The 26,433-nt window shown below is 69.1% G+C and carries 27 protein-coding genes and 1 pseudogene; 10 read left to right on the forward strand and 18 right to left on the reverse strand.

What is annotated here, in order from left to right:
- Positions 1-85: 85 nt before the first annotated feature.
- Complete coding sequence (gene malQ / locus GIY56_RS13200; protein ID WP_154765312.1) at positions 86-1,873, reverse strand: 4-alpha-glucanotransferase; 1,788 nt, start codon at positions 1,871-1,873, stop codon at positions 86-88.
- 27 nt (positions 1,874-1,900) lie between these two features.
- Positions 1,901-2,419: a hypothetical protein gene (locus GIY56_RS13205; protein ID WP_154765313.1), complete on the reverse strand. Its 519-nt coding sequence runs from the start codon at positions 2,417-2,419 to the stop codon at positions 1,901-1,903.
- 134 nt (positions 2,420-2,553) lie between these two features.
- Here GIY56_RS13205 and GIY56_RS13210 point away from each other — a divergent pair, with 134 nt between their 5' ends.
- Together GIY56_RS13210 and GIY56_RS13215 are read left to right on the forward strand one after the other, a co-directional pair.
- Positions 2,554-2,775: a hypothetical protein gene (locus GIY56_RS13210; protein WP_154765314.1), complete on the forward strand. Its 222-nt coding sequence runs from the start codon at positions 2,554-2,556 to the stop codon at positions 2,773-2,775.
- 22 nt (positions 2,776-2,797) lie between these two features.
- Complete coding sequence (locus tag GIY56_RS13215) at positions 2,798-3,154, forward strand: hypothetical protein (RefSeq protein WP_154765315.1); 357 nt, start codon at positions 2,798-2,800, stop codon at positions 3,152-3,154.
- Positions 3,155-3,247: 93 nt separating this feature from the next.
- Here GIY56_RS13215 and GIY56_RS13220 read toward each other — a convergent pair whose 3' ends face one another.
- From GIY56_RS13220 to GIY56_RS13230, 3 genes are all read right to left on the reverse strand, one after another.
- Positions 3,248-3,433 carry a hypothetical protein gene (locus GIY56_RS13220; RefSeq protein WP_154765316.1) on the reverse strand — a complete coding sequence of 62 codons (186 nt, stop codon included), beginning with the start codon at positions 3,431-3,433 and terminating at the stop codon, positions 3,248-3,250.
- A 74-nt stretch (positions 3,434-3,507) separates the two neighbouring features.
- Complete coding sequence (locus tag GIY56_RS13225) at positions 3,508-4,968, reverse strand: pyridoxal phosphate-dependent decarboxylase family protein (RefSeq protein WP_328288546.1); 1,461 nt, start codon at positions 4,966-4,968, stop codon at positions 3,508-3,510.
- A 5-nt stretch (positions 4,969-4,973) separates the two neighbouring features.
- Positions 4,974-6,050, reverse strand: a complete 1,077-nt coding sequence (locus GIY56_RS13230; RefSeq protein ID WP_154765317.1) for a PLP-dependent cysteine synthase family protein — start codon at positions 6,048-6,050, stop codon at positions 4,974-4,976.
- A gap of 199 nt (positions 6,051-6,249) precedes the next feature.
- Between GIY56_RS13230 and GIY56_RS13235 the strand changes: the two genes are divergently transcribed.
- Positions 6,250-6,747, forward strand: coding sequence for a hypothetical protein (locus GIY56_RS13235; RefSeq protein ID WP_154765318.1), 498 nt, complete (start codon positions 6,250-6,252; stop codon positions 6,745-6,747).
- Between the two features lie 144 nt (positions 6,748-6,891).
- Here GIY56_RS13235 and GIY56_RS13240 read toward each other — a convergent pair whose 3' ends face one another.
- The 4 genes from GIY56_RS13240 to GIY56_RS13255 form a co-directional block, all read right to left on the reverse strand.
- Positions 6,892-8,409, reverse strand: a complete 1,518-nt coding sequence (locus GIY56_RS13240; RefSeq protein WP_154765319.1) for a tripartite tricarboxylate transporter permease — start codon at positions 8,407-8,409, stop codon at positions 6,892-6,894.
- Entirely contained in the window at positions 8,406-8,855 is a 450-nt protein-coding gene (locus GIY56_RS13245; protein WP_230312517.1) for a tripartite tricarboxylate transporter TctB family protein, read from the reverse strand. Before GIY56_RS13245 ends, GIY56_RS13240 begins: the two co-directional genes overlap by 4 nt.
- A gap of 65 nt (positions 8,856-8,920) precedes the next feature.
- Positions 8,921-9,865, reverse strand: coding sequence for a tripartite tricarboxylate transporter substrate binding protein (locus GIY56_RS13250; protein WP_154765321.1), 945 nt, complete (start codon positions 9,863-9,865; stop codon positions 8,921-8,923).
- A 365-nt stretch (positions 9,866-10,230) separates the two neighbouring features.
- Positions 10,231-11,280 (reverse strand): ABC transporter substrate-binding protein, encoded by a 1,050-nt coding sequence (locus tag GIY56_RS13255; RefSeq protein ID WP_230312518.1) that lies wholly within the window; start codon positions 11,278-11,280, stop codon positions 10,231-10,233.
- Positions 11,281-11,358: 78 nt separating this feature from the next.
- On the opposite strand from GIY56_RS13255, the gene GIY56_RS13260 reads away from it, so the two are divergent.
- Both GIY56_RS13260 and GIY56_RS13265 read left to right on the forward strand, forming a co-directional pair.
- Positions 11,359-12,027 (forward strand): response regulator transcription factor, encoded by a 669-nt coding sequence (locus GIY56_RS13260; RefSeq protein ID WP_154765322.1) that lies wholly within the window; start codon positions 11,359-11,361, stop codon positions 12,025-12,027.
- Complete coding sequence (locus tag GIY56_RS13265; protein ID WP_154765323.1) at positions 12,027-13,397, forward strand: sensor histidine kinase; 1,371 nt, start codon at positions 12,027-12,029, stop codon at positions 13,395-13,397. Before GIY56_RS13260 ends, GIY56_RS13265 begins: the two co-directional genes overlap by 1 nt.
- Before the next feature lie 6 nt (positions 13,398-13,403).
- Here GIY56_RS13265 and GIY56_RS13270 read toward each other — a convergent pair whose 3' ends face one another.
- The 7 genes from GIY56_RS13270 to GIY56_RS13300 all read right to left on the reverse strand — a co-directional run bounded on the left by GIY56_RS13270 (position 13,404) and on the right by GIY56_RS13300 (position 22,221).
- Positions 13,404-14,141, reverse strand: coding sequence for a peptidoglycan-binding domain-containing protein (locus GIY56_RS13270; RefSeq protein ID WP_154765324.1), 738 nt, complete (start codon positions 14,139-14,141; stop codon positions 13,404-13,406).
- An 87-nt stretch (positions 14,142-14,228) separates the two neighbouring features.
- A complete protein-coding gene (locus GIY56_RS13275; RefSeq protein ID WP_154765325.1) occupies positions 14,229-15,161 on the reverse strand; it encodes a DMT family transporter in 933 nt (310 codons plus the stop codon).
- Positions 15,162-15,262: 101 nt separating this feature from the next.
- Positions 15,263-16,951: an alpha/beta hydrolase gene (locus GIY56_RS13280; RefSeq protein ID WP_154765326.1), complete on the reverse strand. Its 1,689-nt coding sequence runs from the start codon at positions 16,949-16,951 to the stop codon at positions 15,263-15,265.
- Between the two features lie 197 nt (positions 16,952-17,148).
- A complete protein-coding gene (locus GIY56_RS13285; RefSeq protein WP_154765327.1) occupies positions 17,149-17,679 on the reverse strand; it encodes a sarcosine oxidase subunit gamma in 531 nt (176 codons plus the stop codon).
- A gap of 12 nt (positions 17,680-17,691) precedes the next feature.
- Positions 17,692-20,667 carry a sarcosine oxidase subunit alpha gene (locus GIY56_RS13290; protein ID WP_154765328.1) on the reverse strand — a complete coding sequence of 992 codons (2,976 nt, stop codon included), beginning with the start codon at positions 20,665-20,667 and terminating at the stop codon, positions 17,692-17,694.
- Positions 20,664-20,957: a sarcosine oxidase subunit delta gene (locus GIY56_RS13295; RefSeq protein ID WP_154765329.1), complete on the reverse strand. Its 294-nt coding sequence runs from the start codon at positions 20,955-20,957 to the stop codon at positions 20,664-20,666. Before GIY56_RS13295 ends, GIY56_RS13290 begins: the two co-directional genes overlap by 4 nt.
- A gap of 10 nt (positions 20,958-20,967) precedes the next feature.
- The gene (locus tag GIY56_RS13300; RefSeq protein WP_154765330.1) at positions 20,968-22,221 is read right to left on the reverse strand and encodes a sarcosine oxidase subunit beta family protein; all 1,254 of its coding nucleotides are present in this window, start codon (positions 22,219-22,221) and stop codon (positions 20,968-20,970) included.
- Between the two features lie 102 nt (positions 22,222-22,323).
- Here GIY56_RS13300 and GIY56_RS13305 point away from each other — a divergent pair, with 102 nt between their 5' ends.
- Genes GIY56_RS13305 through GIY56_RS13315 form a run of 3 tightly spaced genes read left to right on the forward strand, consistent with a single transcriptional unit; the run spans position 22,324 to position 23,907 of the window.
- A complete protein-coding gene (locus GIY56_RS13305) occupies positions 22,324-23,319 on the forward strand; it encodes a GlxA family transcriptional regulator (RefSeq protein WP_154765331.1) in 996 nt (331 codons plus the stop codon).
- Positions 23,320-23,366: 47 nt separating this feature from the next.
- Positions 23,367-23,624, forward strand: coding sequence for a type II toxin-antitoxin system ParD family antitoxin (locus GIY56_RS13310; protein WP_154765332.1), 258 nt, complete (start codon positions 23,367-23,369; stop codon positions 23,622-23,624).
- Positions 23,617-23,907 carry a type II toxin-antitoxin system RelE/ParE family toxin gene (locus tag GIY56_RS13315; RefSeq protein ID WP_230312519.1) on the forward strand — a complete coding sequence of 97 codons (291 nt, stop codon included), beginning with the start codon at positions 23,617-23,619 and terminating at the stop codon, positions 23,905-23,907. The genes GIY56_RS13310 and GIY56_RS13315 overlap by 8 nt, the downstream gene beginning before the upstream one ends.
- Positions 23,908-24,033: 126 nt before the next feature.
- Here GIY56_RS13315 and GIY56_RS13320 read toward each other — a convergent pair whose 3' ends face one another.
- Positions 24,034-25,050, reverse strand: coding sequence for a GlxA family transcriptional regulator (locus GIY56_RS13320; protein WP_154765334.1), 1,017 nt, complete (start codon positions 25,048-25,050; stop codon positions 24,034-24,036).
- Between the two features lie 275 nt (positions 25,051-25,325).
- Here GIY56_RS13320 and GIY56_RS13325 point away from each other — a divergent pair, with 275 nt between their 5' ends.
- Positions 25,326-25,568 (forward strand): type II toxin-antitoxin system Phd/YefM family antitoxin, encoded by a 243-nt coding sequence (locus GIY56_RS13325; protein ID WP_154765335.1) that lies wholly within the window; start codon positions 25,326-25,328, stop codon positions 25,566-25,568.
- Positions 25,565-25,939: a type II toxin-antitoxin system VapC family toxin gene (locus GIY56_RS13330; RefSeq protein ID WP_154765336.1), complete on the forward strand. Its 375-nt coding sequence runs from the start codon at positions 25,565-25,567 to the stop codon at positions 25,937-25,939. Before GIY56_RS13325 ends, GIY56_RS13330 begins: the two co-directional genes overlap by 4 nt.
- On the opposite strand, the pseudogene GIY56_RS18945 reads toward GIY56_RS13330, so the two are convergent.
- A pseudogene (locus tag GIY56_RS18945) lies at positions 25,912-26,417 on the reverse strand (GntR family transcriptional regulator). The gene GIY56_RS13330 and the pseudogene GIY56_RS18945 sit on opposite strands and share 28 nt — an antisense overlap.
- Positions 26,418-26,433 lie beyond the last annotated feature (16 nt).

The raw sequence follows: 26,433 nt of genomic DNA on the forward strand, positions 1-26,433 counted from the left end.
TGGGAATCCGCCAAGCGTGCGGATTTCGGTATCACTGAACCCCCTGGTCCGCGCATCTGTTCCGCCCCCGTCCGCTAAACATAGATCAATCCGCGGTTCCGGGGCGTTCGGACCGGATGGCTTGGGTGATGGCGCGGAAGGGTTCGCCCGCCACGATGTCGTCCAGCGTCAGGCCCAGCTTGGGACGCCAGTTCGGGTATTCGTCCTCGGTGCTGGGCAGGTTGACGGGGCGGGTCTCTCCGGCCAGATCCTCCAGCCGCGCGGCCATCAGGCGGCAGGGCGTGCGTGCCAGATAGCGGTGCGCGGCCACCACCACGGCCAGGGGCGCGGCGTCCCCGGCCACCTCCGGGCTTTCCGGCAGCAGGCCCGCATCCGTCAGGGCCTGGACCAGGGCCTGGCGTTCGGCGGGGCGGGCGTTGGCCTGTTCGCGGCCCGTGTCCTCGCCGATCAGGTCGAATTCCTGGCGCAGCCGCACGTCGTCGCTGCGCCACCATCCCTGGAAGGTCGGCAGGTCATGGGTGGACAGGCAGGCCAGCGCATGGGCCGGGTAATCCTGCGGCGGGAGGAAATCGGTTTCATCGCGTTCGAAGAACAGGATGCGATAGGACAGGATCCCTGCGTCCTCCATCATCTCGCGGAAGCCGGGGGGGACGTTGCCCAGATCCTCGCCGATCACGGCCGCGCCGTGCCGGTTCGAGGCATGGGCCAGCGCGCGCAGCATGTCGTCCAGCGGATAGCGGGCATAGGTGCCAGTGCTGGCGTCCGCCCCGTCGGGGATCAGGAACAGCTGCCACAGGCCCATGGCGTGGTCGATCCTGACGGCGCCCGCGCGGCGCATCACGCCGTCCATCAGCGTCCCGAAGGACGCCGCCCGCGTCGCGGCCATCGCGGCGGGAGACAACGGCGCAAGGCCCCAGTCCTGGCCCTTTTCGTTGAAATAGTCGGGCGGCGCGCCGATGCGCACGCCCGCCAGCACGTCGGGCCGGCCCCAGCTGCCCGATCCGTCCGCCGCCTCGCCCACGGCGATGTCGAGGTAAAGGCCGATGCCCATGCCTGCCGCCCGGCAGGCCTCCTGCGCGCGGGCCAGCTGGCGGTCGGCTTGTTCCTGCATCCAGCGGTGGAAGGCGAGATCCGGCGCGTGGTCGCGGGCGAAGGCCTGGACGGCGGGACCTTCGGCATCCTGCCATTCGGCGGGCCAGCCGCGCCATCCCGCGCCATGACCCCCGGCCACCATATGGGCCGATACCGCCTCGAACAGGGCGTGCCGGTCCAGGTCATCCCCGCCCTGGGCGCGGAAGGCGTCCCCGGCATCGGGGGTGCCCGCCGCCTGCCACGCGGCGCGCAAGGCGCGCAGCTTCAGGGCGGCGACGGCAGGGTAGTCCACCAGATCCGTGGCCTGCAACCGGGCGATCTCCTGCGGGTCGGCCATGTCGGGCGCGAAGCCCTCCACCCGGTCCACCGCGATATAAAGCGGGTTCAGGAAGCGCCGGTTTGACGGGGAAAACGGGCTGCACCGCGCCGGATCGGCCAGAAACATCGCGTGCAGCGGGTTGAGACCGATGAAGCTGGCCCCTTCGCCGCCCAGGATGGCGGCCAGCGTTTCCAGATCGGCGAAATCGCCGATGCCCCAGTTCCGCGCCGTGCGGATCTGGTAAAGCTGCACCGCCACGCCCCAGGCCGGGGGGCCTTCGGGCAGGTGGCAGCGCACGCCGTCCGGTGCCTCCAGCGCCTGCGGGCGCATCGCGGGGGCAGGCTCGAAGGCCGCGACCAGCTTTTCCAGCGTTTCGGCGGGCACCTCGTGGCGGGTGCCGCCCACGCCTTCATAGTCGAGCTGGATGCCAAGCGCGCGCGCGCGCGCCCCGATGTCGTTCATGGAAAGCCCCGATGCAGGTTGGACGCGTCAGTCGCCGTGGACGATGTAAAGGCCGGTCCTTGCCCCGCCCGGGCTGCTGTCGGGCATGTGGTCGGGGAATGCGTCGCCATGGCCCGCGTGTTCGTCCTTGGGAATGGTATAGGGGGTGTCGCGGGTCGTGCCGCGGATGCCGTCGGGCAGGGCCGTTTCGTCACCGCCCGCGCTGCCGCCGGCGGGGGCGGAACCAGTGGGCGCGTGGCCGCCCGGCTGCCGGTTCAGGACGGACAGGGCAAGGTCGTGTTCGGCCTGCGACCGGCTTGTCACGACCAGCACGGCGCCATTTTCCGCCACGGCGGCCGCAACCGCCTGGCGGTCGGCGTCAGACAGGCGGGCCAGGGCCGGATGGGTCAGGCTGCCGCTGCCGCTGGCGTCATGGATGCTGGCGCCGTCGATGCCGGCGTTTCGCAGCCCTTGGGTCGCGGCAGCCGCCGCGTTCCGGTCGGCAAACACCGCGACGATGGAAGGGGGCCGTCCGGTTCCTGCGGTCTGATCCAGAGTTTGCGCCACGGGTCTTCTCCCTTTCTGCGACGGCCCGGTTTCTGCGCTGGCCGGGCGTTGGAAAGGAAAACCAGCGCGCGCGGGAATTGTTCCGGGAAGCGATGGGGGGCGGGACGGGCGCTTGCACGGGCGGGAGAAACGCGATGCGTTTCCTGATCCCGCCCGGCGGCGGGCAGGAAAAGGAAAAGGAAAAGGAAAAGGAAAGAAGGAAGATCGGCCGGTCTCCGGCTCCGATCTTCCGCCGATCCCGCTCCCTCCTTCCCGTTCCCCGTTTCCTGCATGCCCGTTCCCGTTCCCCGAACGAAAGCCACCCGTGCGCCCTGCCCGACCCGTTGATCGCGGGACCGGGATTGTTTATACCTTGATCGTAATCACAAGGAGCCCCGCATGACCCCCGTTCCCACTCCGCATGACGAAGACCCCAAGAACAAGCGCCGTGCCCAGATCCGCGAAGCCGCCGGGCGCCATTACGAGCGGATCAGGGAGATGACCAAGCTGGAGCAGGCGGCCCTGAAGGAGCGCAAGCTCCTGGGTGAAGAGAAGAGCCCCTATACGGAGCGCGAGGCTGCGGAGATGATCGAGATCCGCAAGCAGATGTTCCGCCTCCAGGCCCGCGCCGAGACGCTGAACCGGACCATCCTGCATCGTCTGGGGCAGGAAGCAAGCCGGGACGAAGGGAAGGCCGCGCTCCTGGCCCGCTTCGAGAAGATGCGCGGGTATCGCGTGGACCTGCCGGCCTTCTGAGAAGCCGGAGCGGGAACAGGATGGCCCATCCAAGGCCGGAAAAACAAAAGGCCCGCCAGTGGCGGGCCAGGGTCGGCAGGCTGTCCGCGCGGATCAGGCGCGCGACAGGGCGGCCATGGCGGCGCGGGTCGGCTCGATCCCCAGGCGGCGCAGGTCGGCCACCGCGGGCGCGTGGTGCAAGCGCACGGCGGCCGAGGCGGACATCGCGGCATCCATCACGTCCAGGAACGCGCGGATGCGGATCATGGCGTTGCGGAGGGCGGTCATAGTCAGTCTCACTTTCTGTCCTTGGTTGACAGGGTGAATGTGGCCCTTTCCCCGCCATGCCGCAACGCGGCAAATGCGCAGGCCCGTCATGCGGGCCTTGCATGGATCGGGACCTGGGCCAGTTCGTCGCCGGTCCGCACGACGGCGGCCAGCGCGGTGTCGATGTCCTCGTCCGTGGTGCGATGATTGCAGATCGCGGCCCGCAGCCCGTGCTGCCCGTGGACCGTGGTGTCGGAAAAGGCGGCAATGCCCTGTTCCTGCAGGCGCATCATGATCTCGGCGTTCAGCGCGGCCAGGGTGGCGGGGTCCAGCCCGCCGGGGTCATAGCGGAAGCAGACGATGTCCAGCGTGACCGGGGACAGGCGGGTCAGCCGGGGATGGGCGTCGATCCCCGCCCCCATGCGCCGCGCCTGGTCGATGTTGCGCCCGATGATCCGGCCGAACCGCGCGGTGCCGTGTTCGCGCAGCATCATCCACACCTTCAGCGCACGGAACCCGCGCGTGGTCTGGATCCCCAGGTCCAGCAGCCAGCCCCCCGCCGCGATCCCGCGCAGCGCCGGGTCCAGATAGGGGGAATGCAGCGCGAAGCTGTCCCGGTGGGCCTCCGCGTCGCGGACCAGCGCGCAGCCTGCCTCGAACGGGACATGCAGGCCCTTGTGCGGGTCCAGCGCCAGGCTGTCGGCGCGGCCGATCCCGTCCAGCAGGGGGGCGTGGCGGGGCGACAGCCGGGCCAGCGCGCCGATGCAGCCATCGACATGGAACCACAGCCCCCGGTCGCGGCACAGGTCGGCCAGGGCGGGCAGGGGGTCGATGGCCCCCGTGTTGACCGTGCCCGCGCTGGCGATGACGCAGGCGGGCTGCCAGCCCTCCGCCCGGTCCTCGTCGATGGCGCGGGCCAGGGCCGCCATGTCCATGCGGCAGTCGGGTCCGGTCGGGATGCGGCGCAGGGCGCGATTGCCCATGCCCAGCAGCTCGACCGCCTTCTGGTGGCAGCCATGCACCTGGTCCGAGGCATAGAAGCGCAAGGGCCGGGGCAGGGCGGCCAGCCCCTGTTCGCGCAAATCCATGCCCGCCATGCGGTTGCGCGCCACCGTCAGCCCGATCAGGTTCGCGACCGACCCGCCGCTGGTCAGCGTGCCGCTGGCGCCATCCGGGAAACCCACGATCTGGCGCAGCCAGTCGATCACCTGCCGTTCGCACTCCGCCGCCGCGTGATCGCCCCCGCCCAAGTTCGATCCGTCAACGGCCGCCAGAAAATCGGCCAAGGCGCCCGTCAGGCTGGAGGCGCCCATGTACCACATCCAGAACCGCGGATGGGTGTTGCCCATGGGATAGTCCAGCACGCCGTCCCAAGCCTGGTCCACCACCCGGTCGAGCGGCGTCGGTTCCTCCGGCAGCGGCTGGCGCAGGCTGTTCCGCACCGCCTGCGGGATCGGCCGCCAGACGGGGCGGTCGCGCAGGGCGGCGGTCCGCGCGATGGCCCGGTCCACCGCGCCGTGGGCAATGCGGGCGAAGGCGCCCCAGTCCGGGGGGTCCAGCGTATCCACCGCCCTCACCCCATCCGGTAGCCGGGCGTCGATTCGGACAGGGCGCGTTCCTCGTCGTCCATGTCCTCGGCGATGTCCCCGAACAGCGGCGTGGAGAGATAGCGTTCCCCGGTGTCGGGCAGCATGGCCAGGATCACCGTGCCGGGTTCCGCGCGTTCGGCGATCTGCATGGCGATGGCGAAGGTCGATCCGCCCGAGACGCCGGTCAGGATGCCTTCCTGCGCCGCAAGCTTCCTGGCCCAGGCGGTGCCGTCCGCGCCTGAAACCGGGATCAGCTCGTCATAGCCGTTGTTGTCCAGCGCCTCTTGCAGGACGAAGGGGATGAAGTCGGGGGTCCAGCCCTGGATCGGGTGCGGCTCGAAGGCGGGGTGGCTGGCGGCGGGGGCGTGGTCGGGACCGCGTTCCTGGGGCGTGCCGCTGCTGACCAGGGCGGCGTTGGCGGGTTCGGTCAGGACGATCTTCGTGTCGGGCCGTTCGCGGCGCAACACGCGCGACAGGCCCGTCACCGTGCCCCCGGTGCCGTATCCGGTGACGACGTAATCCAGCCGCCCGCCCGCGAAATCGCCCAGGATTTCCTGCGCCGTGGTGGCTTCGTGGATGTCGGCGTTGGCCGGGGTCTCGAACTGGCGGGCCAGGAACCAGCCGTGCCTTTCCGCCAGTTCCGCCGCCTTGGCGTACATGCCGGTGCCCTTTTGCGCCCGCGGCGTCAGCACGACCTTGGCCCCCATCATCCGCATCAGCCGCCGCCGTTCCACGGAAAAGCTGTCGGCCATGGTCACGACCAAGGGATAGCCCTTCTGCGCGCAGACCATGGCCAAGCCGATGCCGGTATTGCCGCTGGTCGCCTCGACCACGGTCTGGCCGGGCTTCAGGGTGCCGTCGCGTTCGGCGGCCTCGATGATGTTCAGCGCCAGGCGGTCCTTGACGGAGGCGGCGGGGTTGAAGAACTCGGCCTTGACATAGATCGTCACGCCCTGGGGGGCGAGGTTGTTGACGCGGATCGTCGGCGTGTCGCCCACGGTGTCCAGGATGCTGTCGTAAAGCCTGCCGCGTCCGCGGGTGGTCCTGATGGTGTGTGACATGAAAATCCCTCCTGGGAAACAGGACTGCAGGAGGGTGAGTATAGCATGGAAGCGGGAATAACGGTGTGGAAAGGAGAGCTGCGTGCCGGAGTGGAGAGGTGCTTTGAGTCCATTGCTGCCGCTCGACCTAGTGATACAGTGCAGCTTTATGCTGTCTGGCGTTCTTTGACGACAGCCGAACCAGGAGAATACGACCGAAATGTCGAGAGCGAATTCAGCAATTAAGATACTAGCTTGTATAGCGGTGGCTTGTTTCACTGTGGCGTGCGCTGCCCCTTCGAGCGACACAGTTCCCGAAGATAATACTTATCATGAGAACTTTTCAGATAACTGCCCAATCAAAGATGAACTTAGCAAATCCCCTCTGGTATTGAAGAAGATAGGGAGTGCTCCAGACGGACGCACCAATTTCTCGGCAAGCTTTGGAAGTAACTGTTCTTACGAACTAACAGCCAGAAACGCACTTGCAGACCCAATAGATACTTACATTACCCGTTGGATTGATGCAGATGGCTTGTCGGGTTATCCAAAGTCAGGCGATCTTAGAAACCAGTACATAGAGGCGCCAGAAAATTTCAAAGAGAAAAAATTGTTTGTTCTTCAAGCACTCGGAACAGGACCCAACGGTAAAGACTCGCGAGCTGCGATTTTTATTGGAAACAGTTTATCAACGAATGATGTCGATCTTGGTGAGTGAAACAACACAAGGCGTGTTGACAACGCCCTGAACGAGAGGCCGTAAACGGCAACTCTTGTCCGCATTGCTGCCATCCACAAGGCCGGACATGGCTCTCGCCGTCGGAAGCCCCGGCACCGCCAGGGCCTCCTATTGCTGCCGCTCTCAATCCTCGTCGGACGCCAGCTGGCTCAACACCTTCCCCTTGCCGCGCGCGCGCAGGATCAGGGGCACGATCAGCGCGATGGCCGACAAGGCCAGCAGCGTGGCCGACACGGGTGATCCCACCAGCGTCCACAGATCGCCCTGGCTGATCGACAGCGCCCGGCGCAACTGCTGTTCGGCCATCGGTCCCAGGATCAGGCCCACCACCACCGGCGCGATGGGATAGCCGTAAAGCCGCATCGCGTAGCCCATCACGCCGAAGATCAGCAGCATCGACAGCTCCACCGGCGAGGGGTTGGCGCCGATGGTCCCCAGGGTCGCGAAGACCAGGATGCCCGCGTAAAGCCAGGGGCGCGGGATGGTCAGCAGCCGGACCCACAGCCCGATCAGCGGCAGGTTCAGCACCAGCAGCATGAAGTTCGCGATCAGCAGCGACGCGATCAGGCCCCAGACCAGTTGCGGATTGGTGGCGAACAGCAGCGGGCCGGGTTGCAGGCCGAACTGCTGGAAGCCCGCCAGCATGATCGCCGCCGTAGCCGTGGTGGGCAGGCCCAGCGTCAGCAGCGGCACCAGCGTTCCGGCGGCGGATGCGTTGTTGGCGGCCTCGGGTCCGGCCACGCCCTCGATGGCGCCGTGGCCGAATTCCTCGGGGTGCTTCGACATGCGCTTTTCCGCCGCATAGGACAGGAAGGTCGCGATGTCGGCGCCCCCGGCAGGCATGGCGCCGATGGGAAAGCCGATGATCGTGCCGCGCAGCCAGGGCTTCCAGGACCGCGCCCAGTCGTTCGCCGTCATCCAGACGGACCCCTTGACGGCGATCACCTCGTCATCCGCCGTGTCGCGCCGGGCTGCGACGAACAGCGCCTCGCCCACGGCGAACATGGCGACGGCCAGGGTCGTGACCTCGATCCCGTCCAGCAATTGCGGCACGCCGAAGGACAGCCGCGCCTGCCCGGTCAGCTGGTCGATGCCCACCAGCGCCAAGGCCAGCCCGACGAACAGCGAGATCAGCCCCTTCCGCGCGCTTTCGCCAAAGGCGGACGACACGGTGACGAAGGCCAGCACCATCAGCGCGAAGTAATCGCGCGGGCCGAAGACCAGGGCCAGCTTGACCACGGTGGGCGCGACAAAGGCCAGCAGGATCGTGGCGGCAAGGCCCGCGATGAACGACCCGATGGCGGCGGTGGCCAGCGCGGGTCCGCCGCGCCCCATGCGGGCCATCTTGTTGCCCTCCAGCGCCGTGACGATGGAGGCGCTTTCGCCCGGCGTGTTCAGCAGGATCGAGGTCGTGGATCCGCCATACATGCCGCCGTAGTAGATCCCCGCGAACATGATCAGCGACCCGGCCGGGTCCAGCCCATAGGTGACGGGCAGCAGCAGCGCCACGGTCAGCGCGGGGCCGATGCCGGGCAGCACGCCCACGGCGGTGCCCAGCGTCACCCCGATCAGCGCATAGATCAGGATCATCGGGTCCATCGCGACCGCGAGGCCCTGCAACAGGAAATCGAACGTGTTCATGGCTTGGCGCCCCGGAACAGGTCCCAGACCAGCCCTTCAAGCGGACCGGCGGGCAGGCTGAGCTTCAGAAGCCCCGCGAACAGCAGATAGACGACCAGGGCGAAGGTGATCCCCACCGGCACGGTCAACGCCAGGTTGCGCTTGCCGAAGGCCGCCGCCGTTGCCGCGAACAGCAACCCCGTGGCGATCGAAAAGCCCGCCGTGCTCAGCAGCGCCAGTTGCGCGGCCAGCCCGCCGACGATCCACAGGATCGGGCCGGTGTCTTGCGCCTCGCGTTCGGCCTTGCCGGACCGGAAGGCCTCGACCAGCGACCACAGCGACAGGCCCGCAAGGCCCAGGGCAATCCAGCGCGGCACGTCGGCGGGACCGACGCCGGCATAGCCGCCCGCCTGCGGCAGGCGCGCGGCGTCCCGCCAGATCACGACGGCGATACCGGCCAGGATCAAGGCTGCGACCAGCGTCGCCCCATCGGGGCGACGCGTTGCGCCAGATCCTTGGGGGGTGGACCCGCTCATTTCACCAGACCGATGTCCTTGAGGATCGCCCCGGTCGCGGCGATGTCCTTGTCCAGCTGCGCCTGGAAGTCCGCGCCCGCCAGATAGGTGTTGGCCCATCCCTTGGTGGCCAGCGCGTCCTGCCAGGTCTTGGACTGGACCATCCGGTCGATGTCGGCGCTGATCGCGGCCTTCTGTTCGTCGGTGATGCCGGGCGCCGCCGCGACCATGCGCCAGTTCTGCAAGGCCACGTCAAGTCCCGCTTCCTTCAGGGTCGGCGCGTCCACGCCCTCGATCCGCTCGTCGGACGACACGGCCAGGATCCGCAGCGCGCCCGCGTCCGCCTGGGCCTTGAACTCGCCCAGGGACGAGATGCCCGCCGTCACCTGGCTGCCCAGGATCGCGGCCAGGGCCTCGCCGCCGCCGGAATAGGCGATGTAGTTGATCCTGGTCGGATCGACGCCCGCCGCCTTGGCGATCAGGCCCACGGCGATGTGGTCCGCGCCGCCCGCCGAGCCGCCCGCCCAGCTGACCGCGCCGGGATCGGCCTTCAGCGCCTCGATCAAGCCGTTGATGTCCTGGATGTCGGAGGCTGCCGGAACCACGATGGCCTCGTATTCGCCGGTCAGCCGCGCGATGGGGGTCACGTCGGCCAGCGACACGGGGGACGCGTTGGTCAGGATCGCGCCGACCATCACGTAGCCGCCGACGATCAGCTGGTCGGGTTTGCCCTGCGCGCCCGCCACGAATTGCGCCAGCCCCACGGTGCCGCCCGCGCCCGGCACGTTCTGGACCTGCACGGTGTCGGAAATGCCCTCGGCTTGCAGCGCCTCCTGCATGGTGCGGGCGGTCTGGTCCCAACCGCCGCCCGGCGCCGCGGGGGCGATGATGGTGTAGTTCTCGGCGTAGGCCGGAACGGCAAGTGCGGCAGCGATCAGCGCCCCGAAAAGGGTGTGTTTCATGTCTGTCTATCCTCCCAAGATGCGCATAGGCGCGGCCCGGACCCTCCAGCCCGGATGCGGTGACCAAACACGATGAACCTGTCACCAAGCTGACATGGGCGTCCAGAAAAAAGGACGGTGGCGCGCCTGGCCGCCTGTCTGGCGAAGGCCATCGCCTTCGCCACGTCGCGACATCGCCATCGAAACCGCCGGGCCTCAAAGGCCCGGCCAGCGCCCGACCCGCCCCCGGCGGGCGCTTCACGCCCACCGGGTCGGGCGCTGGCCTTCCGTGGTCGCGGGGTTGCGCCGTCTTTAGTGGCACCGTTCCGGAGCGGGCGGGGGAAATGCTCGTCGCATTTCCTTGTCCCGCCCGTTCCGGGAAGGCCTTAATCCCGCCCGGTCGCCTGCCGCCAGCGGTCGATCAGCCGGGCGCGCTTGGCCTGGTCCAGATAGACCAGCAGGCCCGGGGTGACGGGCACGGGGCGCAACTGCGCGCCAAGCGCCGCCTGCATGGCCCGCGCGCTGTTCTCGCCCGCGACCTCCAGGCTGACGGCGGGCAGGCGCAGCTTTTCGGCCAGGATCGTCTGGCCTGCCCGCGACATGAAGAAGCCCAGGAACCGCGCGCCCAGGTCCGGCCGGGTGGCGGCGCGCGGCACCAGCCCCACGCGGGACACCACCACCGTGAAGTCGCGCGGCAGCACCATCCCCACATCCGGGTAGTCGCGCGCCCAGTCGGCGGCATAGGATCCCAGGATGTTGTAGCCGATCAGCAGCCGCCCGTCGTTCACGCGTTCCAGGATCTGCTGGCTGGTCGGGAACTGTTGGACATCTGCGCGGCCCATCGCGCCGATCACGGACCAGATGTCGGGAAAATGCTCCTGGTCGCGGGCCAGGAACAGGTAGCCCACGGCGGAGCGTTCGATGTCATAGGTGCCGACGCGGCCCCTGACGCCTACACCGCCATGGGCCAGCCAGTCCACCAGCTCGAACCGCGAGGACGGCGGGGGCCGGTCGCGGAAGGCGGGGCGGTGATAGACCAGCACCGCAGGCTCGAAGGTCAGGGCATAGGCGGTGTCGCGCCAGTTCGCCCACCGGGGCCAGCCAGGGCTGTCGGGGGTCACGGCGGGCTGCGCATAGCCGTCATTGGCCAGCTTGACCTGAAGATCCATGGCCGAGGAGAAGGCGAAATCCGCCGTATCCCGCCCCGCATCGGTTTCCGCGACGATGCGGTCGTTCAGCGCGCCCGTCAGCAGTTCCTCGTAACGGACGGTCACGTCGGGGTTCCGCGCCTGAAAGCCCGCGATCAGCGGCGCGGCCAGGTGGTTGTCCAGCGACGAATAGATCGTCAGGATCTGGTCCCCGCCCCCGTAGATGAACAGGTCCGCCCGCGCGGGCAGCGAAAGCAGCATCAGGGCGGCGATCAGGCGCAGCATCATGGCCCGATCATGGCAGCGCCCGCCCCGGTTCACAACGCCCCTGCGCGCGGCTATCGTGGCCGTCCAGGGGGGACAGGGATGCGGCTTCTGCTGGTCGAGGACAATGAACAGCTGGCCGAGGCGCTGCAATCCCTGCTGGCGGGCGCGGGCCATGCCGTGGACCGGGTGGCCGACGGCGCATCGGCCGAGGCGCTGGCCGCCGCCGAACGCTTCGACCTGATCATCCTGGACCTGAACCTGCCGCAGATGGACGGGCTGTCGGTGCTGCGCGCGCTGCGGGCGCGCAGCAACCAGGCCGCCGTGCTGATCCTGACCGCGCGCGGCGCGCCCGAGGACCGGATCCGGGGCCTGGACCTCGGGGCCGACGACTACATGGTCAAGCCCTTCGATATCGGCGAGTTCGAGGCCCGGGTCCGGTCGCTGCTGCGCCGCCAGGCGGGGCTGCGGGCGGCGGTGGTCACGGTGGGCGATGTCACGCTGGATCTGGCGGCGCGGCGGTTCACGGCGGGGGGCGCGGCGCTGGACCTGCCCGCCCGGGAACTGGCGCTGCTGGAACTGCTGTTCATGCGGGCGGGCAAGGTCGTGACCAAGGACGCCATCGTCCAGTCCCTGACCAGCCTGGACGACAGCCTGTCGGAAAACGCCATCGAGCAATATGCCAGCCGCCTGCGCCGCCGCCTTGCGCCGCACGGCGTGCATCTGCGCACCGCGCGCGGCATCGGGTATTACATCGACAGGTCGGCCTGATGGGATCGCTGCGGCGGCGCCTGCTGGGCTGGCTGCTGGCCGCGACCGCCGTGCTGGGCCTGCTGGCGCTGTTCGACACCTGGCGCGAGGCCGTGGCCACCGCGACCCTCGTGTCCGACCGGGTGCTGGCCGGGTCCGCCCTGGCGATTGCCGAGCGCGTCACGGTGGACGAGGATACGGGCCTGCAGGTGGACATTCCCTATTCCGCGTTGGAGATGCTGACCTCGACCGCGCAGGATCGGGTGTTCTATCGCGTCGATGGTCCCCTGGGCTTCCTGACGGGCTATGCCGACCTGACGCCCGCGCCCACCGACCGGGACGGGCGCGGCTTTGCCGACGGCATCCACGCGGGCGACAGGGTCCGCATCATCACCCTGGCCCGCACCGTGTCCACGGGGGTCGAATCCATCCCCTTCGCCGTGACGGTGGCGGAATCGACGCTGGCGCGGCGGGATCTCGCGCGGTCGATCCTGATCCGGTCGGCGCTGCGGCTGGCGGGCATGATCGCGGGCGCCGCGCTGATCGTCTGGATCGCCGTGCCGCTGGCGCTGCGCCCCCTGCGCCGGCTGGGCGAGGCCATCGCCGCCCGGTCCCCGGGCGACCTGTCGCCCATCCGCGAACCCGTGCCCCTGGAGGTCCAGGGCCTGGTCGAGGCGGTCAACTCCTTCATGGCCCGCCTTGCCACCGCGCTGGACGCGCTGCGCAACTTCACCGGCAATGCCAGCCACCAGTTGCGCACGCCCCTGGCCGTGCTGCGCACGCAGATGGCGCTGGCCGGGCGGGCGGATACCCCGGGGGCGATGCGACAGGCGGTGGCCAAGGGCGACGCGGCGCTGGCCCATGCCGAACGGGTGCTGGCGCAACTGCTGCTGCTGGCGCGCGTCGATGCCGCGCCGGGGCAGGGGGCGCTGGCCGCCGTCGATCTGGCGGCGCTGGCCCGCGATGTCACGGGCGAGGCGGTCCCGCGCGCGGCCGAGGCCGGCATCGACCTGGGGTTCGAGGGCCAGCCCGCACAGGTTCGCGCCGAACCCGTCCTGCTGGCCGAGGCGCTGGCGAACCTGATCGACAATGCGCTGGCCTATGCCGGGCGCGGCGCGGTGGTGACGGTCAGCGTTCGCGCCGATGGCGATCACGCGGTCCTTGCGGTCACCGACGACGGTCCCGGCATCCCGCCCGGCCTGCGCGCCCGGCTTGGCGCGCGCTTTGCCCGGGGCGCGCGCGATGAGGCCAAGGGGCTTGGCCTGGGCCTGCCCATCGTGGCCGAGATCGCCGCCCTGTTCGGCGGCGGCCTGTCCTTGCGGGACGCACCCGGCGGGCGCGGCCTGCGGGCGGAACTGCGGCTGCGGCGGGCGGACGGCCCGCCGTCTTGACGCCCGTCAGCGCATCAGGCTGTCGGCCTGCGCGGCCGTCAGGTATCCCGTCGCCTGCATCCCGTTGGCCCGCTGCCACGAGGCGATGGCGTTGCGGGTGCCCTGCCCGAAGGCGCCGTCGATGCCGCGCGTGTCATAACCCCGCCGCGTCAGCCCGGCCTGGATCGCCGCCTTTTGCGACCGGCCGAGGCCCAGGTCGGCCTCGGCGTCCGCCGGGCCGAGGCCGGTGGCTGTGGCCTGGCTGCTGTTGCTGCGGGGGGCGGTGCCGCGCAGGATCTCGTTGGCCTGCGCGGTCGTCAGGCTGCCGGTCTGGGTATAGCTCCGGTCGCGCTGCCACAGGGCGATGGCCCGGCGGGTGCCCGCGCCGAAATTGCCGTCCGTGCCGTTGGTGCCGTAGCCAAGCGCGTTCAGCCGCCGCTGCACCGTGATCCGCTGGTCGCGGCTCAGCCCGCTGGTGTCGCCGGTGCCCGCATAGGGATCGGCGCGCGAGGCGCTCGATCCGCCCAGGCGTTCGATCCCGTCTCGCGCCTGTCTCGCGTAAAGCCCGCTCGGGAACTGTTGCAGATAGGACTGGTAACCCCGGATCGTGTTGCGTTCCTGCGCCTGCGCGAAGGCGGCGCGGTCCTGTTCCTGCGACAGGTATTGCCGCGCCACGCCGCCGATGATGTTGCCCAGGTCCTGGGCCTGTACGGGCACGGTCAAGGTTGCGGCGACAAAGGCCGCGGAAAGCATGGTCCTGACCATCGGATGGTCCTCTCCCTGTGGTTCATGCCCCCGGACGGGGCTTCGATCATATAGCACGGAAAAAGGCTTTCGGTTCCAGCGGGTTTTCTATCCTTGCGGAGTCATCGCCTTGCGCTGGCGGCTGCGTTCCAGGCCCAGCTGGCGTTCGCGCCAGATGATGGCGATGCCCGCCCCGATCACGAGGGCCGCGCCGGCCAGGACGACGCGCGTGGGCGCCTCGCCGAAGACATGCCAGCCGATGGCGATGGCCAGCAGCATCGAGACATATTCGAAGGGCGCCACCAGCGAGGCATCGGCAAAGCGATAGGCCGAGGTCAGCATGATCTGCGCCACGCCGCCCAGGATGCCGCTGCCCACCAGCAGCGCGGCGGTCCGCGCGTCGGGCATCACCCAGCCGAAGGGCAGCGTCAGCAGCCCCAGGATCGTCGAGGTGACGGAAAACCAGAACACGATGGCCGCCGTGCGTTCGTCCTGCACCAGGCGGCGCACGAAGATCTGCGCCAGCGCCGATCCCACCGCCCCCCCAACGGCGACCACCGCGCCCAAGCTGCGCCAGGGATCGGCGGGCGCGTCCAGCCGCAGCTGCGGCGACAGCACGACCAGCACCCCGGTCAGCCCGACGCCCACCATGGACAGGCGGAACAGGCGCACGTCCTCGCCCAGGAACATCGCGGCGAAGATGACGACCAGCAAGGGCGCGGCATAGCCGATGGCCGTCACCTCGGGAAAGGACAGCAGCGACAAGGCCCAGAAGTTCAGCGCCATGGCGGTGGTGCCCACGATGCCGCGATAGAAATGGCCCAAGGGGCGGACGGTGCGCAGCCCCACCGACAGCTCGCCGCGAAAGGCCAGCCATGTCAGGATCACCGGGATGGCGAAGATCGAGCGGAAGAAGACCTGCTGGCCGGGGGGCACGCCGGTCCCTTCCGAGGTGGCCTTGATCATCGCGGCCATGACCGTGAACACCGCCACGCTGGCGCATTTCAGCAGGATGCCCTGCATCGGATTGGGGTGGGGCATGGGGAACCGTCCGTGTCGGGCGCCCCCTGTTAGGACGCCCCGCGCCGGGCCACAAGGGGCGGCTTGCAGGCCCTGCAGGTCCTGTGGCCGGGATGGGGGCGTCAATCGCCCCCGGATTGCAGCGCCAGCAGATGCGCCCGCAGCCGCTCCAGCCCCGCCACGTCCCAGCCTTGGGGCTGCGTGACCGCCATCCAGGGGGCGATGTGGTCCTCATGGGCGTAAAGATGCCCGTGCCCCATCGGCACGTGCAGCGCCAGCGCCATGTCCAGGGCCAGTTGCAGGAAGCTGACGATGGGATACCAGTGCAGGTCCGGGGACACGTCGGGACCGCGCGGCGCGCTCATCCAGTCGGGGCGGCGCCAGACCGATCCGGTGTTGAAGAACACGATGGGGTCGCTGGCATATTGCAGATAGACGATGCGGATCCCGCCCCAGGGATCCCCCACCGACAGCCCCTGCCGCCCGTTCGTGAAGCGCACCGTCTGCCCCCGTTCCATCCGGGGCAGCCATTCGGGGGACGCGGGGTCGCGTTCCCGCGTCAGCGTTTGCCACAGCGGGCTGACGAAGGGCGGCCCGACCCACAGCGCGCCCGCGAAGGGCTGGTCGATCATCTCGGACAGGCGCAAGGACTGCTGCGAGCTGTAGGCGCCCAGGCTGAGACCGTACAGATACAGTTCCGGTCGGTCCGCCTCGGGCAGGGTCAGCCAGTGGCGGCGCACGGCGCTGAACAGGGCGCGGCCGGCCTCGGCGGAATATTCGGGTTCGACCAGCAGGGAAATCCAGCTTTGCAGATAGGAATACTGGATCGCCACCGTCGCCACGTCGCCGCGGTGCAGGTATTCCAGCGTGGTCATCGCCGCAGGATCCAGCCAGCCGGTGCCGGTGGGCATGGCGACCACCAGGACGCTACGGTCGAACCCGCCGATGCGGTCCAGTTCGGCCACGGCCAGGGCGGCGCGGTCCTCGGCCGTGTCGGCGGCGTTGAGGCCCACATAGGCGCGCAGGGGCTGCATGGTGCTGCCGCCCGTGACGGCGGCGATGGCCTGGGCCGTGGGGGTGGTGGCGACATAGCTGCGGCCTTCGCGGCCCAGATCCTCCCACGCGACCAGGGATGCGGGGCTGCCGGGCAGCAGGGGATCGGCGGGCGGCAGGATGTCGGGCGGGATCACCGCGTCCAGCGTGCGGGCCGATGTGTCGGCCATGCGGATGAAGCCGCTGAACAGCACGCCATTGGCCAGCGACCACAGCAGGATGCCGCCGATGATCAGCCCCAGCAGATGCGCGGCGCGGCGCGGCACCAGCCAGGCGATGCGCCGGATCAGCCGGCGGACCAGCAAGGCGATCAGCTTGCCCCCGGCCAGCAGGACCGCCGCCACCGCCAGGGCGATGGCGCCGATCATCAAGGGCAGGCCGGGCGGCGCAAGCGCCATGCCCATCGGCGCGCGGATGGAATTCTGCCAGTCGGTCGCCCGCGCCAGGAAAAGCCCCACGATCAGCGCCGCCGCCGTGGCGAAGGCCAGCAGCAACCCCCGCCCGGTCCGCCCCCCGATCAGCGGCAGTTCCAGCGTGACCCAGATCCAGCGGCCCAGCACCGCGACGCCATAGCCCGACGCGAAGCAGACCCCGGCCAGCACGCCCTGCACCCCCTGGCCGCGCGGGATCAGGCTGGGGGTCAGGGAGGCCGCCATGAACAGCGCGCCCAGCACCAGCCCCATGCCCGAGACGTTTCCCGCGATGCGGCGCAGGGCAGAAGGCCGGTCGGCGGTCGGGGGATGATCCGGTCTTTTCATGGGCCGATCAGGGCCGATCGCGCGGGCCGCGTCAACCGCCTTCGACGCGCCCGATCCGCAGGGCCGGCGGCCAGGACCGGCGCTGCCTGGAAGGGGCGGGGCGGGCGCCGGCCTCTCGTGGTCGCGGGGTTGCACCGTCGCGTGGCGGGCGGGGAAAACGCCAGCCGCGTTTTCTTGTCCCGCCCGTTCACCGCCCCTTACAGGCCCGCCGCGATCTCCTGCCGGACCTGCGCCAGCAAGGACCGGACATGCGGGGCGAAGCTGCGCCACACGTCCATGCGGAAATCGGCCGGGCCGTCACGCCACAGGACGACGGTTGCGCTGTCGAAGACCGTGCGGGCCGCCGTGCCCACGGGCATCGCCGCGACATTGCGCGGGCAGCAGGCCGCCAGCAGGTCCAGCACGGCGGGACCGGACAGGCGCAGCGTGACCTCTCGGTCGCTGATGTCCACCAGGCTGTGGGGCGCATCGGCATAGACCGCGCGCGCCGGACTTGCCAGGTCGGTCCCCTCGGGCGCGGTCAGCAGCCATTCGTCGGGACCAAGGCACAGCGCCTCGGTTCCGTTGGCGACGGCGCGGGCGCCCACGCGGGCGGGCAGGTCCAGGCCAAGCGCCTGCGCCAGCGTGGCCCGGTGCGCGGGCTTGACGCGCAGCGACAGGCGCAAGGCGGGGACCACATCCTCGACCAGGACGGGCGAGGCGTCGAAGTGATGCTTCTGGTTGGTCATCGTCGCTTCTCCTTACGCCTTCAGCCGCGCGTTGTCGGGGTCATAGAACACGGTCGAGGTGACGCGCGCCTTGCGCACCCCGTCCGGCATGGGGATGAACACCGTCTCGCCCATCCGGTCGAACCCGCCCTCGATCACCGCCATGGCGATGGGGTGGCCCATGGTGGACTGATAGGACGAGGTGACGTGCCCCACCATCCGCATGGGCTTCGGCTGGTCCGGATCCAGCACGATCTGCGCGCCCTCTTGCAGCAGGCTGCCGTCCTCGGTCAGCAGGCCGACCAATTGCTTGCGGCCCTTTGCCACGATGTCGGGGCGCGACAGGGACCGCTTGCCCACGAAGTCGCGCTTGGCCTTGCCGACGGCCCAGTCCAGGCCCGCGTCTTGCGGGGTCACGGTGCCGTCGGTGTCCTGGCCCACGATGATGTAGCCCTTTTCGGCGCGCAACACGTGCATCGCCTCGGTGCCATAGGGGGTGATGTCGTGGGGCTTTCCGGCCTCCATCAGCGCGGTCCACAGGGCCAGGCCGTGGCGGGCGGGAACGTTGACCTCGAACCCGACCTCTCCAGTGAAGGACAGGCGGAACAGGCGGGCGGGCAGGCCCGCCACGGTGCATTCCGCGCAGGACATGTGCGGGAAGTCGTCCCAGTCCACGCCCTGGACCAGCGGCTTCAACATCGCCAGCACGTTCGGCCCGTTCAGCGCGACCGTCGCCCATTGTTCCGTGGTCGAGGTCAGCCACACGTCAAGCTCGGGCCATTCGGTCTGCAGGTAATCCTCCATCATCGTCAACACGCGCGCCGCGCCGCCGGTGGTGGTGGTGACGTGGAACAGATCCGGGGACAGCCGCCCGATCACGCCGTCGTCCCGGATGAAGCCGTCCTCGCCCAAGAGCAACCCGTAACGGCAGCGGCCCGGCGCGAGCTTGGTCCAGGGGTTCGTGTACATGCGGTTCATGAACTCGACCGCATCCGGCCCCGCGACCTCGATCTTGCCCAGGGTGGACGCGTCGAAGATCCCCAGCGAGGCCCGCGTGGCTTTGCATTCGCGCAGCACGGCGGCGTGCATGTCCTCTCCGGCGCGCGGGAAATACCAGGCGCGGCGCCATTGGGCGACCGGTTCGAAGACCGCGCCGTTCGCCTCGGCCCAAGGGTCGATGGGGGTCTTGCGGGTCAGTTGGAACGTCTCGCCCCGCAGGTAGCCGCAGAAGGCGCCGAAGCTGGTGGGCGTATAGGGCGGGCGGAAGGTGGTCAGGCCCACCTGCGGCGGCGCCTTGCCCAGGGCGTCGGCGGCGATCATCAAGCCGTTGATGTTCGACATCTTGCCCTGGTCGGTCGCCATGCCGTTGGTGGTGTAGCGCTTCACATGCTCGATCGACCGCATCCCCTCGCGCACGGCCAGGCGGATGTCCTTGGCGGTCACGTCGTTCTGGAAGTCGATGAAGGCGCGCGCGCGGCCCGGATTGCCGTCGGTCGGCAGTTCGGTGTGGCTGACCCCGGTGCCGGGGCGGTCGTTCGCCACGGCGAAGCTGGTGCCGTGACCCGCGCGGCCCAGGCCTTCCAGCGCGCGCAGGCCCGCCGCCGCGCCGTCCGCCAGAGCGGGTTCGTAACCCCACAGGCCCCGGCCCGCGCCCGCGATCTCGACATCTTCGGTCTTGCGGTCGGGCAGGAAGGTCTGGCCGTCCCAGGCCAGCGATCCCTTGGTGTGCGAAAACAGATGCAGCGAGGGCGTCCAGCCGCCGCACATCAGCAGGCAGTCGCAGGCGATGTCGCGGCCCGCGCCGACATGGGTGCCGCGCACGGGAGCGGCGCGGACGGATTTCACGCGCAGACGGCCCTTGGTGGTGGTGACGGTATGGCCCGCCAGCACCTTGATCCCGCGCTTGCGGGCGGCGTCCAGCAGGTCGGGACGCACCGTGTCGCGGGTGTCGATGATCGCCGCCACGCGGGCGCCATTGTCGGCCAGGTCGAAGGCCGCATACCAGGCGCTGTCATGGCTGGTCACGACCGCCGGGGCATCGCCCACGCGGACGCCGTACTTGTGCAGATAGGTCTGCGCGGCCCCGGCCAGCATCACGCCGGGACGGTCGTTGCCGTCGAAGACCAGCGGCTTTTCCAGCGCGCCCTGCGCCAGCACCACCTGGCCCGCCCGCACCCGCCACATGCGTTCGCGCGGGGCGCCCTTGGGCGGGCTGTCCAGGTGATCGGTCAGCCGCTGGCAAAGGCCCACCATGTTCTGGTGATAGTATCCGATCGCCGTGGTCCGCGTCATCAGCCGCACGCCCGCCGCGCGCAGGCGGCCCAGTTGCGCCTCGATCCAGTCCCAGGCAGGCTTGCCGTCGATCTGGACGCCCGGATCGGACAGCAGCGATCCGCCCATCTCCGGGTTCTCATCGACCAGCGTCACGTCCGCGCCCGACTGCGCCGCGGCCAGCGCCGCCGCGATCCCGGCAGGGCCAGCGCCTACGATCAGCACGTCGGTATGCAGATAGCGGCTGGCATAATGGTCGGGGTCCGTTTCCGTGGGCGACTTGCCGAGGCCTGCCGCGCCCCGGATCACGGGTTCGTAAACCTTGTCCCAGAAGGACTTCGGCCACATGAAGGTCTTGTAATAGAAGCCTGCCGAGAACAGCATGTAGGCCCGGTCGTTGATCGCGCCCATGTCGAAGGACAGCGACGGCCACTTGTTCTGGCTTTCCGTCACCAACCCGGCGCGCAGTTCCTGGACGGTGGCGCGCGTGTTCGGCTCGAACCGGCCCGGCCCGCGGCTGGTCCCGATCAGGGCGTTCGGCTCCTCGGACCCGGCCGTGACCGCGCCGCGCGGGCGGTGATACTTGAAGGACCGGCCCATCAGGTGGACGCCGTTGGCCAGCAGGGCGGATGCCACCGTGTCGCCGCGCAGACCGGGGTAGGTCTTGCCGTCGAAGGTGAACGACACGGGGGCGGAGTGATCGACGCGGCCCTTGCCCGGAATGCGATAGCGGCTCATTCTGCGGCCTCGTTGGTCAGAGGAGGACGGGGCAGCCCCGCCTTGTAGGTCATCAGGAAACGGTCGCTGACCGTGTCGCGCAGGGCGTTGAAGAAGCGCCCGCAACCGACATGCCGCCAGCGTTCGTAATGCGGCCCGCGCGCGTTGGTGCGGATGAACAGGAAGTCGCGCCATTCCTCGTCCGACAGCGTGGACGGATCGGCGGGCCGGGCGATATGCGCCTCGCCCGCATAGGTGAATTCCAGCTCGGGCAGGGTGTCTTCGCAATAAGGGCAGTGGATCAGCAGCATGGCGGGTTCCTCAATGCGCGACGGCGGCGGCGGCGGCCTCGTCGATCAGCCGCCCGGTGGTGAAGCGTTCCAGCGTGAAGGGCGCGTTCAGCGGGTGCGGCTCGTCGCGGGCGACGGTGTATGCCAGCAGATGCGCCGCCCCCGGCGTGGCCTTGAAGCCGCCCGTGCCCCAACCGCAGTTGACGTAAAGGCCCTTGACCGGCGTCTTGCCCAGGATGGCGCTGCGGTCGGGCGTCACGTCCACGATGCCGCCCCATTTGCGCAGCATCCGCATCCGGGTGAAGATCGGAAACACCTCGCAGATCGCGGCCACGGTGTGTTCGATCAGCGGCAACCCGCCGCGTTGGGAATAGCTGGTGTATTGGTCGGTCCCGGACCCGATCACCAGTTCGCCCTTGTCGGACTGGCTGATATAGGCGTGGACGGTGTTCGACATGACCACGCAGGGGAAGATCGGCTTGACCGGCTCGCTGACCAGGGCCTGCAACGGAAAGCTTTCCAGCGGCATCCGCAGCCCGGCGCTGTCCATTACCACGCTGGTATTGCCCGCCGCCGACACCGCGACCTTACGCGCGCGGATGAAGCCCTTGGCCGTGTCGACGCCGATCACCGCCCCGTCCGGCCCGCGCCGGATCGCGTTCACCGCGCAGTTCTGGATGATGTCCACGCCGCGCGCCGCCGCCGCGCGGGCATAGCCCCAGGCCACCGCGTCGTGCCGCGCCGTGCCCGCGCGCATCTGCAAGGCCGCGCCCACCACCGGATAGCGCGCGTCGGGCGAGATGTTCAGCGGCGGGCAGAAGGCCTTGGCTTCTTCCCTGGTCAGCCAGCGGTTGTCCACGCCGTTCAGCCGGTTCGAGTTCACGTGCCGCTGGAAGGACTGCACGTCATGGGTGTTGTGCGCCAGCATCATCACGCCGCGCTTGGAATACATGACGTTGTAGTTCAGCTCCTGGGACAGGTTGTCCCACAGGTCCAGCGCGTGATCGTAAAGCTTGGCGCTTTCGTCATACAGATAGTTCGACCGGATGATCGTGGTGTTGCGGCCCGTGTTGCCGCCGCCCAGCCACCCCTTGTCGATCACCGCGACATTGGTGATGCCGTGTTCCTTGGCCAGATAGTATGCCGCGCCCAACCCGTGCCCGCCCGCGCCGACGATCACCACGTCGTATTCGGCCTTTGGCTGGCTGTCCGGCCATTGCGCGCGCCAGCCCTTGTGGCCGTTGAGCGCCTGTTTCAGCAGCGAGAAGCCAGAGAAATGGGTCATGGGGGGCGAACCTTTTGCGGCGATTCCGGGTTGAACCGAAAATGCCAGAAAGCCGCCCGCGCCGACTGGATCCCTGCGCCAGGGTGGTGTTACATTTGCGTCATGCGCGACATGCCCGCCCCCAGTGATTCCCTGCGCCTGCGCGTCGGCTTTCTGCTGGCGCGGCGCTTTACCCTGTCGGCCTTCGCCAATTTCGTGGACGTGCTGCGGCTGGCCGCCGACGAGGGCGACCGGTCCCGCCCGATCCGCTGTTCCTGGCGGGTGCTGGCGACATCCTCGCAGCCGGTGCAGTCAAGCTGCGGCATCAGTGTCACCCCGGACGAGAAGCTGGGCGATCCGGCGCGCTTCGACTATATCGTCGTGGCGGGCGGGTTGATCGACGAGATCGAGCGGCTGGACCCGGATTACACCGCCTTCCTGCACCGCGCGGCCCGTGCGGGCGTGCCGCTGGTCGGCGTCTGCACCGGTGCCTTCATCCTGCACCGGGCCGGGCTGATGAACGGATACCGCTGCTGCGTCAGCTGGTTCCACCACGAGGATTTCCTGGAACAGTTCGACGGCTTGCGCCCGGTGTCCGACCGCATCTTCGTGGTGGACCGCGACCGGCTGACCTGTTCGGGCGGAGCCAGTTCCGCGCATCTGGCGGCCTTTCTGGTGGACCGCCACATCGGCCGGGCTGCGGCGCAGAAAAGCCTGCACATCATGATCATCGACGAGGCGATGGACGGGGGCGACCCCCAACCCGGCCTGCCGCTGGAGTTGAAGACCGACGACCCCCTGGTCCGCCGCGCCCTGCTGATGCTGCAGCAAAGCCTGGACACGCCCCCCGCCGTGGCCGATGTCGCCGCCCAGTTGCAGGTCAGCCGCCGCAAGCTGGAACGCCACTTCGCCGCATCCCTGTCCCTGTCCCCATCCGAGGCCTTCATGCGCGTCCGCCTGTCCCAGGTGCGGATGCTGCTGGCCCGCCCCGACCGCACGGTCAGCCAGATCGCCGCCGAGACAGGCTTTTGCGACGCGTCCCACCTGATCCGCGTGTTCCGCGACGTGATGGGCGTGACGCCGGAACAGTGGCGGAAGGGGGCGAGGGAGGGGATTTGAGCGTATTGATTTTTGGTATATGTTGGTATTGCATAAGGGGGTGAGCCATGCCGCGCAACACATCCGTTTCTTTGGGCGATCATTTCGCCAGCTTCATTGACGCACAGGTGCAAGGCGGCCGCTATGGTTCGGCCAGCGACGTGGTGCGTGCAGGGCTGCGGCTGCTTGAGGAACACGAGGCCAAGGTAAAGGCCTTGCAAGACGCATTGATCGCGGGCGAGGAATCGGGAGAGCCGCGCGAGTTCGATGACAAGGCATTCCTTGCCCGGATGCACGACAAATACGCCAAGCGGCATGATGGCTAAACGATATCGGCTTTCTCCGCTGGCCGAAAACGATCTCGAGCGCATTTGGCTTTATACGTTGGAGCATTGGTCCCAAGCCCAAGCGGACGGATATTATCGGGATCTTGTTGCGGCATTCGAGGCGCTCGCTTTGGGCCGGAAACGCGGCAGGGCGACCACCCTGCGTCCCGGATATCTGAAATATCCATGCGGCGCGCACGTGATCTATTTTCGGCAAGGAAGCGACCGGCTGGACATCATTCGCATTCTTCATGGCAAGCAGGACGCCGACCGGCATCTGTGACCGGCACAAGCCGCACGGGGGGTGGAAACCCCGCCCGACGAAGCCCACCGATCCCGTAGGGTGCGTGCTTGCACGCACCATTTGCGACGCGGCGCGCCAGCGGTGCGTGCAAGCACGCACCCTACGTCAGCTTGCCAGGGCCAGCACCTCGGCCCGCGTGGGCAGCGCCACCACCGTTCCCGCCTTCTGCACCCCCCGTTCCCGATAGGGCGATGTCCCGTACCGTTCCCGATAGCATTTCGAGAAATGCGAGGAACTGGCGAAGCCGCAGGCGATGGCGATCTCGATCAAGGGCAGGTCGGTCAACAGCAGCAGGTGGCGGGCGCGGGCCAGGCGGGCCTCCAGGTAGTACCGCTTGGGGCTGCGGTTCAGATAGCGCATGAACAGCCGCTCCAGCTGGCGGGTGGACATGCCCGCGTCGGCAGCCAGTTGCGGGGGGCTGACGGGGTTTTCCAGGTTCGCCTCGATCCGTTCCACCACGGCGGCCAGGCGCGGGTGGCGGATGCCGATGCGGGTGGCGATGGACAGCCGCTGGCGGTCGCCCCCGGCCCGGATCGCGGTGTGCAGCATCTGGTCGGCGATCTGCGCGGCCAGATCCGCCCCATGCGTCCGCCCGATCAGGTGCAGCATCATGTCGATCGACGACGTGCCGCCCCCCGCCGTCAACCGGCTGCCGTCATCGACGAAGACCTGCCGGTGCAGATCCACGTCCGGGAAGGTCTCGGCGAAGGAATCGTGGTTTTCCCAATGGATCGTGGCGCGGCGTCCGTCCAGCAGCCCGGCCTTGGCCAGAACGTGGCTGCCGGTGCAGACCGCGCCCAGCGTTGCCCCCGCGCGCGCCTGCCGGCGCAGCCAGGCCAGCACCGGGCGCGAGGCCTGCGCGGTGATGTCGTCGCCGCCGCAGACGATCACCGCCTCGTCCCGCGCCACCGTCACCTCGCCGTCAAGCCCCGCGTCCAGCGCCATCCGCGACCCGTTCGAGCAGGTGGCGAAATCCCCGCCCGTCCCGACCAGCCGCCAGTCGTAAAGCCTGTGTCCCGACATCTTGTTGGCCAACCGCAGCGCGTCCAGCGTGGCCGCGAAGGGCAGCATGGTGAAGCGGTCCAGCAACAGGAAGGTGAAACGCCGGGGGGTGGGTGCCATCTGTCTTCTCCGTCGCGAACGCTGCGGGCCATGCGGCGCAAGCGTGACAGAGTGCGGGGGCAGGGCAATGGACGCCTGCGGCAAAACGGCATGAGATTTGCGCCACGCCCCTGAAGGGTGCAGGCTGTCCCTGACCCGTTCCCAGGCCAGCGACAGGTGGCGGCCCGGGATCGCGACCGCGCCTGCCGCGCTGCGCATCCATGACCTGGCATGGGGCGAGCGACTTGCACCGGAGCCGAAGATGACCTACATTCTGGTCAACAAGGGGGTGCGCCATGCAGATCGCCATTGCCGAAGCCAAGGCCCAGTTCGCCGACCTCATCCGCCGCGCCGAGGCGGGCGAGGAGATCGAGTTGACCCGCTATGGCCGCCCGGTGGCGCGGCTGACGGCCTCGCCCGCGCGCGCGAACAGCCTGATCGGCTGCGCCAAGGGTCAGGTCCGCCTGCCCGACGACATGAACGACGGCGACGACCAGGTCGCCCGGCTGTTCCGGGACAGCGGCATCCTCCCTGAATGAGGCTGCTGCTGGACACCCATATCGTCCTGTGGGCGATGGCGGACGACGCGCGCCTGCCCTGCGCCCTGCGGGACGCCATCGCCGGGGCCGCCGCCCTGTTCATCAGCGCCGCCACCGTGTGGGAGGTCGCGATCAAGGCGTCCCTGGGCAAGCTGGACGTGCCCGCCGACCTGTTCGACCGGGCGCTGGCGGCGGGCGCGCAGCCCTTGCCGATCACCTGGACCCATGCCCGCGCGGTGGCGGCGCTGCCCCCGCACCACGCCGATCCCTTCGACCGTCTGCTGGTCGCGCAGGCCCGGGCCGAGGGGCTGGTGCTGGTCTCGGTCGATCGCCAGCTCAAGGCCTATGACGTGGCGCTGCTGGACGGCTGACGGTCCGTGAACAGCACCTCGCGCATGGCGATGCGCAGATGGGCGCGCATGATGCTGCCCGCCAGGGGACCGTCGCGGTCGTGAAGGGCGGCGATCAGGGCGCGGTGTTCGCAAACGGACCGCTGCTGCCGGTCGGCGCGCGCCAGTTGCACGCGGCGCAGGGGGCCAGCCGCTGCCGCAGCCCGTCCGCGATGCCGGCCAGTTCGGCATTGCGCGCCAGCCGGCAGACCCGGTCGTGAAAGTCGAAGTTCATGGCCGGATAGGCGGCGGGATCGGCGTCCGCCATCCGCTGCACGTCCTCCTCGAACGCGGGAAGATCGGCCATCAGCACGCGCTGCGTGGCAAGGCAGGCGCAAAGGGCCTCGATCTCGGCCAGGGCTTCGAACAGATCCAGCAGCATGTGGGGCATGGGGGTCACGATGTCATTGCGGGGGAAGCCGTCATCCTTTTGCCCTTGGAGTGCATGTGCCCCGACCATATAGGCAGACGCGGAT

It is taken from the genome of Paracoccus lichenicola (assembly GCF_009708075.1).
Classification (GTDB): domain Bacteria; phylum Pseudomonadota; class Alphaproteobacteria; order Rhodobacterales; family Rhodobacteraceae; genus Paracoccus; species Paracoccus lichenicola.

Excerpts from the sequence above, each read along its gene's own strand:
- malQ (WP_154765312.1), bottom strand. The coding sequence starts at position 1,873 with ATGAACGACATCGGGGCGCGCGCGCGCGCGCTTGGCATCCAGCTCGAC.
- GIY56_RS13210 (WP_154765314.1), top strand. The coding sequence starts at position 2,554 with ATGCGTTTCCTGATCCCGCCCGGCGGCGGGCAGGAAAAGGAAAAGGAA.
- GIY56_RS13215 (WP_154765315.1), top strand. The coding sequence starts at position 2,798 with ATGACCCCCGTTCCCACTCCGCATGACGAAGACCCCAAGAACAAGCGC.
- GIY56_RS13230 (WP_154765317.1), bottom strand. The coding sequence starts at position 6,050 with ATGTCACACACCATCAGGACCACCCGCGGACGCGGCAGGCTTTACGAC.
- GIY56_RS13235 (WP_154765318.1), top strand. The coding sequence starts at position 6,250 with ATGTCGAGAGCGAATTCAGCAATTAAGATACTAGCTTGTATAGCGGTG.
- GIY56_RS13240 (WP_154765319.1), bottom strand. The coding sequence starts at position 8,409 with ATGAACACGTTCGATTTCCTGTTGCAGGGCCTCGCGGTCGCGATGGAC.
- GIY56_RS13250 (WP_154765321.1), bottom strand. The coding sequence starts at position 9,865 with ATGAAACACACCCTTTTCGGGGCGCTGATCGCTGCCGCACTTGCCGTT.
- GIY56_RS13255 (WP_230312518.1), bottom strand. The coding sequence starts at position 11,280 with ATGATGCTGCGCCTGATCGCCGCCCTGATGCTGCTTTCGCTGCCCGCG.
- GIY56_RS13260 (WP_154765322.1), top strand. The coding sequence starts at position 11,359 with ATGCGGCTTCTGCTGGTCGAGGACAATGAACAGCTGGCCGAGGCGCTG.
- GIY56_RS13265 (WP_154765323.1), top strand. The coding sequence starts at position 12,027 with ATGGGATCGCTGCGGCGGCGCCTGCTGGGCTGGCTGCTGGCCGCGACC.
- GIY56_RS13270 (WP_154765324.1), bottom strand. The coding sequence starts at position 14,141 with ATGGTCAGGACCATGCTTTCCGCGGCCTTTGTCGCCGCAACCTTGACC.
- GIY56_RS13275 (WP_154765325.1), bottom strand. The coding sequence starts at position 15,161 with ATGCCCCACCCCAATCCGATGCAGGGCATCCTGCTGAAATGCGCCAGC.
- GIY56_RS13280 (WP_154765326.1), bottom strand. The coding sequence starts at position 16,951 with ATGAAAAGACCGGATCATCCCCCGACCGCCGACCGGCCTTCTGCCCTG.
- GIY56_RS13285 (WP_154765327.1), bottom strand. The coding sequence starts at position 17,679 with ATGACCAACCAGAAGCATCACTTCGACGCCTCGCCCGTCCTGGTCGAG.
- GIY56_RS13290 (WP_154765328.1), bottom strand. The coding sequence starts at position 20,667 with ATGAGCCGCTATCGCATTCCGGGCAAGGGCCGCGTCGATCACTCCGCC.
- GIY56_RS13295 (WP_154765329.1), bottom strand. The coding sequence starts at position 20,957 with ATGCTGCTGATCCACTGCCCTTATTGCGAAGACACCCTGCCCGAGCTG.
- GIY56_RS13300 (WP_154765330.1), bottom strand. The coding sequence starts at position 22,221 with ATGACCCATTTCTCTGGCTTCTCGCTGCTGAAACAGGCGCTCAACGGC.
- GIY56_RS13305 (WP_154765331.1), top strand. The coding sequence starts at position 22,324 with ATGCGCGACATGCCCGCCCCCAGTGATTCCCTGCGCCTGCGCGTCGGC.
- GIY56_RS13310 (WP_154765332.1), top strand. The coding sequence starts at position 23,367 with ATGCCGCGCAACACATCCGTTTCTTTGGGCGATCATTTCGCCAGCTTC.
- GIY56_RS13315 (WP_230312519.1), top strand. The coding sequence starts at position 23,617 with ATGGCTAAACGATATCGGCTTTCTCCGCTGGCCGAAAACGATCTCGAG.
- GIY56_RS13320 (WP_154765334.1), bottom strand. The coding sequence starts at position 25,050 with ATGGCACCCACCCCCCGGCGTTTCACCTTCCTGTTGCTGGACCGCTTC.
- GIY56_RS13325 (WP_154765335.1), top strand. The coding sequence starts at position 25,326 with ATGCAGATCGCCATTGCCGAAGCCAAGGCCCAGTTCGCCGACCTCATC.
- GIY56_RS13330 (WP_154765336.1), top strand. The coding sequence starts at position 25,565 with ATGAGGCTGCTGCTGGACACCCATATCGTCCTGTGGGCGATGGCGGAC.